Genomic DNA, 13,473 nt, shown 5'->3' with positions numbered 1-13,473 from the left:
GAAAGGATCAGGCATATGAAACTGAACGAAATCCGCGACAACGAAGGCGCGCACAAGAAGCGCATGCGTGTCGGCCGTGGCCCCGGTTCGGGCAAGGGCAAGACCGCTGGCCGTGGCGTCAAGGGTCAGAAGTCGCGTTCGGGCGTCGCCATCGGCGGCTTCGAAGGCGGCCAAATGCCGCTGTATATGCGTATGCCTAAGCGTGGCTTCAACAACGCCAACGCTCTGAAGCTGGCGGAAGTGAACCTGTGGCGCCTGCAAGACGCCATCGACGCCGGCAAGCTGGACGCCAAGTCGGAATTGAAGGGCGACGCCCTGGTCGCCGCCGGCGTGATCCGCCGCGTCAAGGACGGCGTGCGTCTGCTGGGCACCGGCGAGCTGAAGCAAGCGCTGAACCTGGTCGTCTGGTCGGCCACCTCGGGCGCCATCAAGGCCATCGAAGCCGCTGGCGGTTCGGTCGTGCAAGAGCGTATCGCCGCCGAAGCCAAGGCCGCTGCTCGCGTCGAGAAGCGGAACCTGGCCAAGGGCAAGGTTCCGCCCGCCAAGGCACGCCTGGGCGACGAGAACAAGATCTCGGCCCGCACCAAGCGCGCCGCCGCCAAAGCCTGATAAACGCGTCGTTGCGGCTGATTGGGCCGTGGCCTGAACACATCGCAGCGACGAAAGAACGGAAGCGGCCTCGCAAGAGCGCCGCTTCTCGCCTATCTGACGACTCAATCAGTCGTGGGGACGCATAATGGCTTCGGCCGCAGAACAACTCGCCGCCAATATGAACATGGGCTCGTTCGCGAAAGCGACCGAGCTGCACAAGCGCCTGCTGTTCACGCTGGGCGCGCTTCTGGTCTATCGGATCGGGACGTATGTGCCGATTCCGGGCATCAACTCGCAGGCCTTCCTGCAGTTCTTCCAGGACCCGTCGGGTCAGCGCGGCATCCTGGACATGTTCAACATGTTCTCGGGCGGCGCGGTCGAGCGTATGGCCATCTTCGCGCTGAACGTGATGCCGTACATCTCGGCCTCGATCATCGTGCAGCTGATGGGCACCGTGTATCCGCCCTGGGAGAAGCTGAAGAAGGAAGGCGGCGAAAGCGGCCGCAAGCAGCTGAACCAGTACACCCGTTATCTGACGGTGTTCCTGGCGCTGGCGCAGTCCTTCGGCATCGCGGCGGGCCTGAACAGCACAGCCGGTCTGGTCGACAATCCGGGCGTTTTCTTCATCGCCTCGACGGTCGTGACCCTGACCGGCGGCACCATGTTCCTGATGTGGCTGGGCGAGCAGGTGACGGCGCGCGGCGTCGGCAACGGCATCTCGCTGATCATCTTCGCCGGTATCGTGGCGGTCCTGCCGTCCACCATCGCCCGCCTGTTGGGCCTGGCCCAACAAGGCCAGATGTCGGCCTTCGCCCTGTTGTTCATCGCCGCGCTGGCGGTGGCGACCGTGGTCTTCATCGTCTTCATGGAACGCGCCCAGCGTCGTCTTCTGATCCAGTATCCGAAGCGCCAGGAAGGCAACCGCATGGCCGGCGGCGAGCGTTCGTTCCTGCCGCTGAAGGTCAATACCGCAGGCGTGATTCCGCCGATCTTCGCCTCGTCGCTGCTGATGCTGCCGACGACGGTGGCGACCATGACGGCCAACGCCGACCTGCCCAGCTGGATGAGCTGGCTGCCGCTGGTGACGGCGCAGCTGACGCACGGCCAGCCGCTGTTCATGGCGCTGTACGCCGCCCTGATCGTCTTCTTCTGCTTCTTCTACACCTCGATCACCTTCAACCCCGAGGACACGGCCGAGAACCTGCGCAAATACGGCGGCTTCCTGCCGGGCATTCGTCCGGGCAAGCGCACGGCGGAATATCTGGACTATGTCCTGACCCGCCTGACCGTGATCGGCGCGGCCTACATCACCGCCGTCTGCCTGCTGCCTGAGTTCCTGGTCGCCCAGATGGGCAACAGCCTGTACTTCGGCGGAACGTCTATCTTGATTGTCGTGTCGGTCACGATGGACACTGTGGCTCAGATTCAGTCCCAACTGCTGGCGCACCAGTACGAAGGCCTGATCAAGAAGGCGAAGCTGCGCGGTCGTGGCGGTCGTGGCGCGCCCACGCCCGTGCGCCGCTAGGTCTTAAGCTGACAGACGCCCAGGGGAGGGCTGAAGCATGAACTTGATCCTGTTTGGACCGCCGGCGGCGGGCAAGGGCACCCAGGCGAAGCGGCTGGTGGAAGAGAAGGGCATGGTCCAGCTCTCCACCGGCGACATGCTTCGCGCGGCGATCGCCTCTGGCTCAGAGCTGGGGCTCAAGGTCAAGGACGTGCTGGCGCGTGGCGACTTGGTCACCGACGAGATCGTCATCGCCCTGATCGAGGATCGCCTGACGGAGGCCGAGGCCGCCGGCGGCGCCATCTTCGACGGCTTCCCCCGCACCGTGGCCCAAGCCGAGGCGCTGGACGAAATGCTGGCCAAGCGCGGTGTCCAGATCGACGCCGTCGTGCGGTTGAAGGTGGATGACGCCGCCCTGACCGAACGGATCGCCAAGCGATTCGCAGAGCAGGGCCGGCCCGACGACAATCCCGAATCATTCAAGGTTCGGCTTGAGGCCTACAACCGCAACACGGCTCCGCTGCTTCCCTACTATGAAGCCCAAGGCAAGCTGACCGAGGCCGACGGTATGGGCACTATCGAGTCCGTGGCCAAGGCCATCGACGAGGCCCTGGCCTGATTTGCGATCTCGGGCGTTGATCGCCTGATGAACGCTCCTGCCGATCCCGGACCTGAGAAGACCCGCCTGCGTCGCTGGCGCATGGCGGGTATCTTCGTCGCCGTCGCCGTCGCTGAGATCGGCCTGTTCCTGCTGCTGGGGCGGGTGAGGGGACCGGCGCAGACGCCTGTGGTCGAGCCGCCGCCGTTCGAGGTCGTGCTTTACGATCCTCCGCCGCCCATATCGGATGAACCGCCTGCGCCCGAGACGGGCGGCGGCGCGCCCGCGGCCCCCTCCGTCATCCACACGCCTCCGCCTCCGCCCAGGGAACGCCCGCGCGAGGTTCCTGCGCCGCCCGTGAAAGCGCCCGAACCCGCGCCTGTCGTGGGTATTGCGCCCGCGCCGTCGCCACAGCCCGGTTTTGGCCAGGGCGGGCAGGGGACCGGCAGCGGTTCGGGCGTTGGATCCGGCAGCGGTCCCGGAAGCGGCTCGACCGGCCCGCGCCTAGTCACCGGCCCCACCATCGGCCAGATTCGCGCCAATCACCCCTCGGGCGCACGCAGCCGGTATGGCCGGGTGGAGCTGTCGTGCATCATTCGTCTGGACAGTCGGTTGGACGGTTGCCGCGTCGTGGACGAGTCGCCGCCCGGCCTGGGCTTCGGCGCAGCGGGCCTTCAGGTCTCCGGCTTCTTCCGTTTCCAGCCGCCGACCGAGGAGGGTCGCCCGGTGGAAGGTCAGCGGGTCACTGTCGGTGTGGACTTCGGCCGTCCGCCGCGCTGACGCCGCCCTAGATGTTGACGCCTCGTGAATCACATGTATAAGGGCGCCTTCCCGCGAAGGGCGCCACGCTCCTGGTCTGTTGACCGGAGCGTTTGTTGCGTCTGACTAACGCGTATCTGGAGAATTTCGTGGCCCGTATTGCTGGCGTCAACATCCCGACCAACAAGCGCGTAGAGATCGCGCTTCAGTATATCCATGGCATCGGCCCCGCCGCCGCCAAGGACATCACCGAGAAGGTGGGCATCGAGTCCGCCCGTCGCGTGAACCAGTTGACGGACGCCGAAGTCCTGTCGATCCGCGAGACGATCGACAAGGATCACACCGTCGAGGGCGACCTGCGCCGCGAGACGTCGATGAACATCAAGCGTCTGATGGATCTGGCCTGCTACCGCGGCCTGCGTCACCGTAAGGGCCTGCCGGTCCGCGGTCAGCGCACCCATACGAACGCCCGCACCCGCAAGGGTCCCGCCAAGCCGATCGCCGGCAAGAAGAAGTAAGACAGACACATGGCCAAGGAACCGGGTCGCGTAAAGAAGCGCGAGCGCAAGAACATCACCTCGGGCGTCGCCCACGTGAATGCTTCGTTCAACAACACCATGATCACGATCACCGATGCCCAGGGCAACGCGATCTCGTGGTCTTCGGCAGGTCACATGGGCTTCAAGGGTTCGCGTAAGTCGACCCCTTACGCCGCCCAGATGGCCGCAGAAGACGCCGGCAAGAAGGCTCAGGAACACGGCGTCAAGACGCTGGAAGTGAACGTCTCGGGTCCGGGTTCCGGTCGTGAGTCGGCCCTGCGCGCTCTGCAGTCGGTCGGCCTGACGATCACGACCATCCGCGACGTCACGCCGATGCCGCACAATGGTTGCCGTCCGCCCAAGCGTCGTCGCGTCTAAGCGATAGCGTCCTAAGGCACCCCCCATCTCCGTCCGCTCCATCATGGCCTCGTCGACAAGGCCGGAGCAGGCGAAACCCGTTCGAGGGACAAAATGATCGAAAGAAACTGGCAAGAGCTGATCCGTCCCGAGAAGCCGCAGATCGAGATCGGTTCCGACGCCCAGCGCAAGGCGCGCCTGGTGGCCGAACCTCTCGAACGTGGCTTCGGCGTGACGCTCGGCAACGCGCTCCGTCGCGTTCTGCTGTCCTCGCTGCAAGGCGCGGCTGTCACGGCCATCCAGATCGACGGCGTCGTTCATGAATTCTCGTCGCTGGAAGGCGTGCGGGAAGACGTGGTCGACATCGTCCTGAACATCAAGCAACTGGCGCTGCGCATGCACGCCGAAGGCCCCAAGCGCATGACCTTGCGCGCCACGGGCCCCGGCGTCGTGACGGCCGGCCAGATCGACGTGCCGGCGGACATCGAGGTTCTGAACCCCGACCACGTCATCTGCACGCTGGACGACGGCGCGTCGGTCCGCATGGAACTGACCGTCCAGAACGGCAAAGGCTATGTCGCCGCCGAGCTGAACCGTCCGGAAGATGCGCCGATCGGCCTGATCGCCGTCGACGCCCTCTATTCGCCGGTCAAGAAGGTGGCTTATCGCGTCGAGCCGACCCGTCAGGGCCAGTCGCTGGACTACGACAAGCTCCTGCTTGAAGTCGAAACCAACGGTGCGGTCACGCCGGTTGACGCCGTCGCTTATGCGGCGCGCATCCTGCAAGACCAGCTTCAGATCTTCATCACCTTCGAAGAGCCCAAGAAGGCTGTCGAGCAGTCGGACGGCAAGCCCGACCTGCCCTTCAACCCGGCGCTGCTGAAGAAGGTGGACGAGCTGGAACTGTCGGTTCGTTCGGCCAACTGCCTGAAGAACGACAACATCGTCTACATCGGCGACCTGATCCAGAAGACCGAGGGCGAAATGCTTCGCACCCCGAACTTCGGCCGCAAGTCGCTGAACGAGATCAAGGAAGTTCTCACGACGATGGGCCTCAGCCTCGGCATGGATGTGCCGAACTGGCCCCCCGAAAACATCGAAGACCTGGCCAAGAAGTTCGACGACCAGATCTAAGTTCAACCCTCCGCCCGTCTCCCTTGGGAGAATGCCGGGGCGGTTAGAAGATTACGGTTCCAGGTCCCTTTGAGGATACCGGTTCCGGAGTAGGAGAGACCCTGATGCGCCACGGCGCCGCCCATCGTAAACTCGGTCGCACGAGCAGCCACCGCACCGCCATGTTCGCGAACATGGCCGCCTCGCTGATCAAGCACGAGCAGATCACCACGACCCTGCCCAAGGCGAAGGAACTGCGTCCCTTCGTCGAGAAGCTGGTCACCCTCGCCAAGAAGGGCGACCTGCACGCTCGTCGTCAGGCCATCAGCCAGGTTCGCGACGTGCCGCAAGTCGGCAAGCTGTTCGAAACGCTCGGCCCGCGCTACAGCGAGCGTAACGGCGGCTATATCCGCATCATGAAGGCGGGCTTCCGTCACGGCGACAACGCCCCGATGGCCGTCATCGAGTTCGTCGATCGCGACGTCGAAGCCAAGGGCAAGGACTCCGGTCCGGTCCTAGCCTTCGAAGGCGGCGACGAAGACTAAGATTTGGTCGCAGGACCAAACGCCGAAAGGGCGGTCGGAGCAATCCGACCGCCCTTTTGCTTTGCGCGGACATGAGGCATGACGCGCGGATGAGCGTTTCGATCGTTGATTTCCGTCCTGATCACGCCGCCGCTTGGGCGCGGCTGAACACCGCTTGGCTGGCCGAGGGTGGATTCGCCATCGAGGCGAAGGACCGGCGGTCCATCGACGATCCGAACGGCGTCTTCCTCGCCGACGGCGGCCGCATCTTCATCGTCGAGCGGGAAGGCGAGACGATCGGCTGCTGCGCTTTGATCCGGCTCGATGACGGGTTCGAGGTATCCAAGATGACAGTGACGCCGGCCGCGCGCGGCCTGGGTCTGGCGCGACAGCTGTTGCAGGCCTGCGAGGCTGCAGCGCGCGAGGCGGGGGCGGTGCGGCTCTACCTGGAGACCAACAGCGCCCTGACCACGGCCATCGCTCTCTACGAGAGCTTCGGCTTCGTCCGTCTGCCGGCGCGGCCGACGCCCTATGCCCGCGCCGATGTCTTCATGGAGAAGCGGCTCTAACCGTCCAGGATGGCGGCGACCGCCATGCCCCATATGAGCAGAATGCACAGGCCGTAGGCGATCTGGTCCTGGCGTGAGGGGCGGGGCGGCGTTGGCGGCGGGTTCGGGAGCGGCATCGCCAAGCTTGAACCCGATTTCCCAAGGCGCAGAAATCGATTAAGCGGGTCGGCGTCTGTGAGGGGAGATCACATGTCGGGCCGGGCGCCGCCACCGCTGAATGCTTTGCGAACCTTCGAGGTCTTTGGCCGGCACAGGAGCATGACCCGTGCGGCGGCCGAGCTGTGCGTGACCCACGGTGCGGTCAGCCGCCAGATCGCGGCCCTGCAGGCTTCGCTGGGCGTGACCCTGGTCACCGGACCGCGACATGCGCTGACCCTGACCGAGGCGGGGGCGCAACTGGCCGAGCGGCTGACGCCGGCCTTTGTGGCGATCGCCGATGCGGTGGAGGGCGTGCGCCAAGGCGCGGCGCGTGAGATCGAGATCTCCTGTCTGGGCACCTTCGCCCTGAAATGGCTGATCCCGCGCCTGCCGGCGTTCCTGGAGGCCCATCCCGAGGTGCGGGTCAGGTTGTCGGAATCCTATGCGGCGGTCGATTATCGGCGTGATCGGTTCGACGGCGCCATCCGCATCGTCGAGCCGGATCAGGTTCATGCCCGCACGCAAGCGACGCGCTTTCTGGCGCAGTATCAGGGGCCGGTCGGGGCGCCGGCCTTGATGGCGGGGTTGCCGACGCTGGAGGCCGTGGCGCATGCGCCGCGCCTGCGCCCGGCCACCTTCCGGCGGGCCTGGCCGGCGTGGTCGGAACTGGCAGGCGTGGCTCTGCCGACGGCGACGACGGAGCGGGAGTTCGCGCACAACCATTCGCTGGTCGAGGCGGCGATCTCGGGCCTGGGCGTCGCCATCGCGCCTTGGGCCTTCGTCGCGCCGGATGTCATCGCGGGACGTCTGTCGGCGCCGTTCGGCTTCGTGGAGCGGCCGTCGTGGTTCGCCTTCCTGAGGCCGGAGGGGCGCAGGGATGCGGCGGTTGACGCCTTCCGCGACTGGCTGGTCGCGGAAGGCGCGCGCAGCCCGCCGCCGCCTATTCCTTCGACAGGTCCTGGCGGTTGAACCAGACCACGGCGGCGGCGAACGGGACGCCGATCCACAGGGCCAGGCTGATCACACCCTTGGCGACGGCGTGATCGGGCAGTTCGGCCGCCGCCATGCCGCCCTGGATGACGGCTTTCAGCAGGTCCGTGGCCAGGCCCGGTGACAACAGGGGCAGCAGCCAGCCGTCCGGCGTCACGCCCATGGGCAGCAGGAGCTGGGGCAGGAAGAACTGCGCGATGCCGATCACCAGAGGCGCAAACAGGGCCGCCAGCAGCGACCGGGTCACCACGGCGCCGAGCAGGCCCAGCATGGTGAACTGAAGGATGCGCGCCCATGACGTCAGGGTCAGCAGGCCGAAATCGGCCGCGGCCGCGCCGGTCATCGAGAAGGTGACGGGGCGGCCGAACACCCCCGCCTGGATCAGGCTGGCGATCACGTCCGAGATCAGGGCGGCGAAGGTCGCCAGCACGATCACCAGGGCCACGACCACGACCTTGCCCGTCAGCAGGTTGGGCCGGGTGTTGCGCGCGCTGATCAGCCGCCAAGTCTCCCAGCGATAGTCGCCGGCGTAAATGGTGGCCGCCCCGATCAGGACGAACATCAGGATCGCGGGATTGGCGAAGTCGCCGGCGCTCTTGACCAGGGTCAGACCCAGATCGAGCGGGCCGCCCTTCATCAGTTCGGGCGGCAGTTTGCCGGCCAGCTTGGCCTCGTTGGCCTTGGCGACCACGAAGCCCAGGGTGGCGAGGAGGATGCCCATGATCGGGATGAACAGCACGCTCCAGAACAGGGCGGTGCGGTTCTTGGACAGGCGGTAGGTTTCGGATCGGATCGCGTCAGCCAGCACGGTTTTGCTCCTGCACGCCGGTCCAGCCGGTTTCGCTCATGAAGACGTCTTCCAGGTCGGCGCCGATCCAGCGGGCCTCCTCGATATCGACGCCGCCGTCGACCAGGGCCTTGATGGCGGCGGCGGCATCGGCGCGCGGCACGGCGGCCACCACAGCGTCGCCGTCCAGGGTGGCGCGGTCGCCCAGCATTGACAGGGCCTTGGCCAGGGGGGTGACGGACAGGCGCAGACGTTCGCCCGACGCGGTCAGGTCGGAGACCTTGCCCTCGGTGATCACCTTGCCCTTGTTAAAGATGGCGACGCGGTCGCAGACGCGCTGAACTTCCTGCAGCTGGTGGCTGGCCAGGATGACGGTCACGCCGTCGTGATCGGCCAGGCTGCGGATCAGGGCGCGCATTTCCTGGATGCCGGGCGGATCCATGCCGCTGGTCGGTTCATCCAGGATGACGAGGTCCGGCTTGGTCATCAGGGCGGCGGCGACGCCGAGGCGTTGCAGCATGCCGACCGAAAAGCCCTTCACGCGCCGATTCGCCGCCTCGGTCAGACCCACGCGTTGCAGCCAGTTGTCGATCTCGGCCGAGGTCACGCCGCCGTGCGCGCGGGCCAGCCATTCCAGCACCTGGCGCGCGGTCATGAAGGGTGGGAAGCGCGGCGTCTCGATCATTGAGCCCATGCGGCGCATTGACGCCGGATCGCCGATCCGCCCCCCCATCACCGTCGCCTCGCCCTCGGTCGGACGAATCAGACCCAGCAGGGTGCGGAACAGGGTCGACTTGCCCGCGCCGTTGGGGCCCAGAATGCCATAGACCCCGCCACGTGGGATCGACAGGGTCAGGCCGTCCAGGGCCTTCACCGTCCCATAGGTCTTGGTCAGGCCGCGAATATCGATGACGGTTTCCATGGCGCAAGCTTGGCGCGAGAAAGATATTCCCACAAGGCGTCGCAAGCCTGTCGTCCATTAAGTTTAGGCAATGGTTCGATGTCGCCTGTGAGTAAGCTTATGTCCCGTCTTCCCGCCTTTGGTCTCGCCTTGGCCGCTGCACTTGGGGTTGCGTCCTGCGCGGGCGCGCCAGTCTCGGCTCCATCGGTCGTGCAGTCGTCGGTTGTCGAGGGGACGGAGTCTCAGGCGCCGCGACCCGATCTGGTGATTCTGGTCTCGATCGACGGCTTCTCTCCGGATTATCTGGGCAAGGGCCAGACGCCCGTGCTGGACGGGCTTGTGGCGGGCGGCGCCTTTGGGCCGATGCGGCCGTCGTTCCCCAGCGTGACCTTCCCCAACCACTACACGCTGGTGACGGGTCTGCACCCGGACCATCACGGCGTGGTCGGCAACCGGTTCACGGACGCGCAGCTGGGCGCCTTCACCATGGCCAGCAAGGAGACCGGCTTCTGGGATCAGGCCGAGCCGATCTGGGTCACGGCGGAAAAGGCCGGCATCCGCACCGGCACGATGTTCTGGCCCGGTTCGGAGGTCGAACTGCAAGGCGTTCGCCCCAGCCATTGGATGCCCTTCGATCAGTCCATGCCGGGCGACGGGCGGGTGGATCGGGTGCTGTCGTGGCTGGACCTGCCGGCGGATCAGCGGCCGAAGCTGGAGACCCTCTATTTCGACATCGTCGATACGGCCGGACATCGCCATGGTCCCGACGGCGCAGAGACGCGTGCCGCCGTGGTCTCGGTCGATGCGTCAATGGGGCGGCTGGTCGAGGGGCTGAAGGCGAGGGGGCTCTATGATCGGACGATGCTGGTGATCGTGTCCGATCACGGCATGGCCGCCACATCGCCGGACCGGGTGGTCTGGATCGACGACATCATCGACCCGGCGGCGCTGAAGATCGGCTATGGCGGGGCGGTCCTGATCGCCGATCCCGCGCCGGGCCGCGAGGCCGAGGTGCAGGCCAAGCTAGTCGGGCGTCATCCGCATATGGAATGCTGGAACAAGGCCGATGTGCCGGCGCGTCTGGTCTATGGCTCCAACCCGCGGGTGGCCCAGATCGTCTGCCTAGTCGAGACCGGCTGGCTGGCGGCGACGCGCGATCGGCCGGTGACCCGCGCGGGCGGCGCCCACGGTTATGACAATCAGTCGCCGGAGATGGCGGCGGTCTTCATCGCCCACGGGCCGGGCGTCGTCGCGGGTCGTCGGCTGACCGATCTGGACAGCGTGGACGTGCAGCCCTTCCTGGCGCGCATGCTGGGCCTCGACGCGCCTGCGGGCGACGGCCGAGCCGCAGACACCCTGCCCGTCACCACGCCCTGATCGGATGATTGGCGAGCCGGCCAATTAAGCGCACAAAGGTCGCCCAAGCGGGGGAGGCGGGAATGCGCAAGGGTCTGTGGGTGGCGACGGTTTCGGCCGCCTGCCTGATGGCGCCGGTCGCGGTCGCCGACGCCACGGCGACGGCGGCGACCCTGGCCCTGATCGCTAATCCCCAGGTCTGCGGTCGCGTGGACGCGGTCGGCGATGTCCAGCCCATGGCGGACATAGTCATGGTCCCCGGTTTCGGCGACGAGGCTTTCGCCGTCGATACGAAGAATCCCGAGGCTCAGGCCTGGTTCGACCACGGGGTACGGCTGCGCTGGGCGTTCGAACATTCGGAATCGGTGCGGGCCTTTCGCAAGGCGCGGCAGCTGGATCCGGCGTGCGGCATGTGCGCCTGGGGCGAGGCCTGGGCCATCGGGCCCAACCTGAACGGCGGCGGGAACGACCCTGTATCCCTCGCCACGGGCCTGAGAACGGCGCGCGAAGCCCGCAGGCTGGCGCGCGACGCTACGCCGATGCAGCGCCAGATGATCGACGCCCTGATCCAGCGTTACTCCGGCAAGGAGAACACCCGCGCCCTGCGCTTCGCCCGCGCCATGGACCGGATCGCCAAACGCCATCCCGACAACGTCTCGGTGGGGTCGATCACCGCCGACGCCTGGATGCTGCAGCCCGAGGGCGACTGGTGGGACGAGAACGGCAAGGCGGCCGATCCCGCCGTGACGCGCGCCATGGCGATCCTGGAACACAGCCTGACGGTCAAGCCGAACGATCCGGCCTCCATCCACCTCTATATCCACCTGACCGAATGGTCGGACGATCCGCATCGGGCGCTGGCCTATGGCGAGCGGCTGGCGCTGCTGGCGCCGGGCGCCAGCCACCTGGTGCATATGCCGTCGCACACCTTCTATCGCGTCGGGCGGTACAAGGACGCCATGATGTCCAACGTCAACGCCGTGGCGCTGGACAAGACCTACGACCGGCTGGCCAGCCCGCCAGGCGGCATTCGCGGCATGAGGCTTCACGCCCACAACATCCATTTCGGCATGGGCGGCGCCCTGATGGCGGGCGGGGCCGAACGGGGGCTGGAGCTGGCCGACTGGTATATGGCGACCTATCCTCAGCTTCTGGGCGCGCCCGAACCCGGTGACGACGGCTATGTCGTCTATCGTCAGATTATGGCGGCCGACGCCTATGCGCTTTACGGCCGGTTCGGTTCCGACGCCCAGGTCGCGGCCCTGCCCGAGCCGGACGTCGGTCGGCCGCTCATGCGGGTCGGCTGGCGCTATGCGCGCGGCGAAGCCGCAGCCCGGCGCGGCGACGCGGCGGCCGTGCGGATCGAGGCCCAGGCTATCGCGGCCCTGCTGGCAGACAAGGCGTTCAAGGGCGCGATGGCGGATCGTCAGGTCGGCTTCGCCGAACTGTTCCAGAAGGTGCTGGAAGGTCGCGCGGCCATGATCGATCAGGATTATCCGACCGCCATCGCCGCCTACGGCCGGGCGGCCGCGATCCAGGCGATGAATCCCGAAGGCGGCGATCCGCCGATGATCTGGTACCCGACGCGCCGCAGTCTGGCCGCCGCGATGCTGGCGTCAGGGGATGCGGCCGGGGCCAAGGCCAAGATCGCCGAACTGCTGACGGACTGGCCCAACGATCCCTATAGTTACTATGTACTCTATCGCGCCGAGCAGACGATGGGCGACGAGGCTGCGGCGAACGACGCCCTGCGGCATGCGGGCGTCGAATGGATCGGCGGGAAGATGAGCCTGGCCGAGGCCTGAATAGCGGTCCCTTCTCCCGTTGGGAGAAGGTGGCCCGGAGGGCCGGATGAGGGTTGGCCAGTGGGCCAGTTCGCACAACTCGACCCTCACCCTTTCGCCTTGCTGATCGCTGCGCTCTCCGAGGCTCAAGCCCTCTCCCAACGGGAGAGGGTTATTGCTTCGCGGCTTCGATCAGTTTGGCGATTTCGGCGGGGTCGATGCCGGGGCTGGCCTTGCCGTTGATGAAGAAGGTGGGCGTGCCGCGCAGGCGCAGGGCGGCGGCCGTGGTGTGGATGTCGGCGATGTGGCGTGTGGTGTCGGGCGAGGCGATGGCGGCCTTGGCGCGGGCCATGTCTACGCCGTTTGCGGCCAGGATGGCGTCGATGGACTCGATCGACAGGGCGCGCTCGGTCATCAGCGCGTCGTAGACCTCCAGATACTTGCCTTGCTGATGCGCGGCCAAGGCGGCGCGGGCGGCGTATTGCGAGGCGATGTCGTCGCCGCGGTCCAGGATGGGCCAGTCCTTGAAGACGAAGCGGACTTCCGGGTGGGCGGCCATCAGGGCGCGATAGTCGTGGGCCACGGCCTTGCAGCCGGGGCAACGGAAGTCGAAGAATTCAACCACCGTGACCTTGGCGTTCGCCGGACCGAAGGCGGGGTCGCGGGCATCGGGCGCCAAGAGGCCGGCGTTGGCGGCGGCGGCCTGGTTGGTCTCTTCCACGCTGGCCTCTGCTTCCTTGGACTGCAGCGCCAGTTGCGTCTCCTGCAGCACCTCGGGGTGCTCAAGCAGATAGGACCGGATGTCGGAACCACCGGCGCTGAAGTAGGGCGCGACCGAGAACCCCAGGGCGATGACCGACAGGCCGAGGGCCAGATAGCCGGCGCGCGCACCGCTCAGCCACGCAGGCTTGGCGGTCTTGGTTTCGGGCGCAGGCGTGGGGGCGTCGTCGGTCATACAGGCTC

The 13,473-nt window shown here is 66.7% G+C and carries 15 protein-coding genes; 12 read left to right on the top strand and 3 right to left on the bottom strand.

The window, feature by feature from the left end; genetic code table 11:
• Positions 1-15 precede the first annotated feature (15 nt).
• The 10 genes from rplO to ACK4MH_RS12000 all read left to right on the top strand — a co-directional run bounded on the left by rplO (position 16) and on the right by ACK4MH_RS12000 (position 7,661).
• Positions 16-609, top strand: coding sequence for a 50S ribosomal protein L15 (rplO, locus tag ACK4MH_RS12045; RefSeq protein WP_135195336.1), 594 nt, complete (start codon positions 16-18; stop codon positions 607-609).
• A gap of 127 nt (positions 610-736) precedes the next feature.
• Complete coding sequence (gene secY / locus ACK4MH_RS12040; RefSeq protein WP_409718676.1) at positions 737-2,116, top strand: preprotein translocase subunit SecY; 1,380 nt, start codon at positions 737-739, stop codon at positions 2,114-2,116.
• A 37-nt stretch (positions 2,117-2,153) separates the two neighbouring features.
• A complete protein-coding gene (locus tag ACK4MH_RS12035; protein WP_409718673.1) occupies positions 2,154-2,714 on the top strand; it encodes an adenylate kinase in 561 nt (186 codons plus the stop codon).
• Between the two features lie 27 nt (positions 2,715-2,741).
• Positions 2,742-3,473, top strand: a complete 732-nt coding sequence (locus tag ACK4MH_RS12030; RefSeq protein ID WP_409718671.1) for an energy transducer TonB — start codon at positions 2,742-2,744, stop codon at positions 3,471-3,473.
• Between the two features lie 128 nt (positions 3,474-3,601).
• Entirely contained in the window at positions 3,602-3,970 is a 369-nt protein-coding gene (gene rpsM, locus ACK4MH_RS12025) for a 30S ribosomal protein S13 (RefSeq protein ID WP_135195340.1), read from the top strand.
• Between the two features lie 9 nt (positions 3,971-3,979).
• Positions 3,980-4,369, top strand: a complete 390-nt coding sequence (rpsK, locus tag ACK4MH_RS12020; RefSeq protein WP_013268944.1) for a 30S ribosomal protein S11 — start codon at positions 3,980-3,982, stop codon at positions 4,367-4,369.
• A gap of 93 nt (positions 4,370-4,462) precedes the next feature.
• Positions 4,463-5,482, top strand: a complete 1,020-nt coding sequence (locus tag ACK4MH_RS12015; protein ID WP_135195341.1) for a DNA-directed RNA polymerase subunit alpha — start codon at positions 4,463-4,465, stop codon at positions 5,480-5,482.
• A gap of 104 nt (positions 5,483-5,586) precedes the next feature.
• Positions 5,587-6,006, top strand: coding sequence for a 50S ribosomal protein L17 (gene rplQ, locus ACK4MH_RS12010; protein WP_055753399.1), 420 nt, complete (start codon positions 5,587-5,589; stop codon positions 6,004-6,006).
• A gap of 89 nt (positions 6,007-6,095) precedes the next feature.
• Entirely contained in the window at positions 6,096-6,554 is a 459-nt protein-coding gene (locus ACK4MH_RS12005) for a GNAT family N-acetyltransferase (RefSeq protein ID WP_409718665.1), read from the top strand.
• Positions 6,555-6,743: 189 nt separating this feature from the next.
• Positions 6,744-7,661, top strand: a complete 918-nt coding sequence (locus ACK4MH_RS12000) for a LysR substrate-binding domain-containing protein (protein ID WP_409718662.1) — start codon at positions 6,744-6,746, stop codon at positions 7,659-7,661.
• Here the strand turns inward: ACK4MH_RS12000 and ACK4MH_RS11995 are convergent.
• Positions 7,633-8,490, bottom strand: coding sequence for an ABC transporter permease subunit (locus ACK4MH_RS11995; RefSeq protein ID WP_409718659.1), 858 nt, complete (start codon positions 8,488-8,490; stop codon positions 7,633-7,635). The genes ACK4MH_RS12000 and ACK4MH_RS11995 overlap by 29 nt on opposite strands.
• The gene (locus ACK4MH_RS11990) at positions 8,480-9,391 is read right to left on the bottom strand and encodes an ABC transporter ATP-binding protein (RefSeq protein ID WP_409718656.1); all 912 of its coding nucleotides are present in this window, start codon (positions 9,389-9,391) and stop codon (positions 8,480-8,482) included. The genes ACK4MH_RS11995 and ACK4MH_RS11990 overlap by 11 nt, the downstream gene beginning before the upstream one ends.
• Positions 9,392-9,490: 99 nt before the next feature.
• Here ACK4MH_RS11990 and ACK4MH_RS11985 point away from each other — a divergent pair, with 99 nt between their 5' ends.
• Positions 9,491-10,747, top strand: a complete 1,257-nt coding sequence (locus tag ACK4MH_RS11985) for an ectonucleotide pyrophosphatase/phosphodiesterase (protein ID WP_409718653.1) — start codon at positions 9,491-9,493, stop codon at positions 10,745-10,747.
• Between the two features lie 62 nt (positions 10,748-10,809).
• Positions 10,810-12,531 (top strand): hypothetical protein, encoded by a 1,722-nt coding sequence (locus ACK4MH_RS11980; RefSeq protein WP_409718650.1) that lies wholly within the window; start codon positions 10,810-10,812, stop codon positions 12,529-12,531.
• A 151-nt stretch (positions 12,532-12,682) separates the two neighbouring features.
• Here the strand turns inward: ACK4MH_RS11980 and ACK4MH_RS11975 are convergent, their stop codons facing one another.
• Complete coding sequence (locus ACK4MH_RS11975) at positions 12,683-13,465, bottom strand: thioredoxin domain-containing protein (RefSeq protein ID WP_409718647.1); 783 nt, start codon at positions 13,463-13,465, stop codon at positions 12,683-12,685.
• Positions 13,466-13,473 lie beyond the last annotated feature (8 nt).

This window comes from Brevundimonas sp. (assembly GCF_046295075.1).
GTDB lineage: Bacteria > Pseudomonadota > Alphaproteobacteria > Caulobacterales > Caulobacteraceae > Brevundimonas.
Note: the sequence above shows the minus strand (reverse complement) of the source record. Positions and strands in the feature narration are given on the sequence as shown.

Bases quoted from the DNA above. Each gene is read 5' to 3' on its own strand.
- rplO (WP_135195336.1), top strand. From the start codon at position 16: ATGAAACTGAACGAAATCCGCGACAACGAAGGCGCGCACAAGAAGCGC.
- secY (WP_409718676.1), top strand. From the start codon at position 737: ATGGCTTCGGCCGCAGAACAACTCGCCGCCAATATGAACATGGGCTCG.
- ACK4MH_RS12035 (WP_409718673.1), top strand. From the start codon at position 2,154: ATGAACTTGATCCTGTTTGGACCGCCGGCGGCGGGCAAGGGCACCCAG.
- ACK4MH_RS12030 (WP_409718671.1), top strand. From the start codon at position 2,742: ATGAACGCTCCTGCCGATCCCGGACCTGAGAAGACCCGCCTGCGTCGC.
- rpsK (WP_013268944.1), top strand. From the start codon at position 3,980: ATGGCCAAGGAACCGGGTCGCGTAAAGAAGCGCGAGCGCAAGAACATC.
- ACK4MH_RS12015 (WP_135195341.1), top strand. From the start codon at position 4,463: ATGATCGAAAGAAACTGGCAAGAGCTGATCCGTCCCGAGAAGCCGCAG.
- rplQ (WP_055753399.1), top strand. From the start codon at position 5,587: ATGCGCCACGGCGCCGCCCATCGTAAACTCGGTCGCACGAGCAGCCAC.
- ACK4MH_RS12005 (WP_409718665.1), top strand. From the start codon at position 6,096: ATGAGCGTTTCGATCGTTGATTTCCGTCCTGATCACGCCGCCGCTTGG.
- ACK4MH_RS12000 (WP_409718662.1), top strand. From the start codon at position 6,744: ATGTCGGGCCGGGCGCCGCCACCGCTGAATGCTTTGCGAACCTTCGAG.
- ACK4MH_RS11990 (WP_409718656.1), bottom strand. From the start codon at position 9,391: ATGGAAACCGTCATCGATATTCGCGGCCTGACCAAGACCTATGGGACG.
- ACK4MH_RS11985 (WP_409718653.1), top strand. From the start codon at position 9,491: ATGTCCCGTCTTCCCGCCTTTGGTCTCGCCTTGGCCGCTGCACTTGGG.
- ACK4MH_RS11980 (WP_409718650.1), top strand. From the start codon at position 10,810: ATGCGCAAGGGTCTGTGGGTGGCGACGGTTTCGGCCGCCTGCCTGATG.
- ACK4MH_RS11975 (WP_409718647.1), bottom strand. From the start codon at position 13,465: ATGACCGACGACGCCCCCACGCCTGCGCCCGAAACCAAGACCGCCAAG.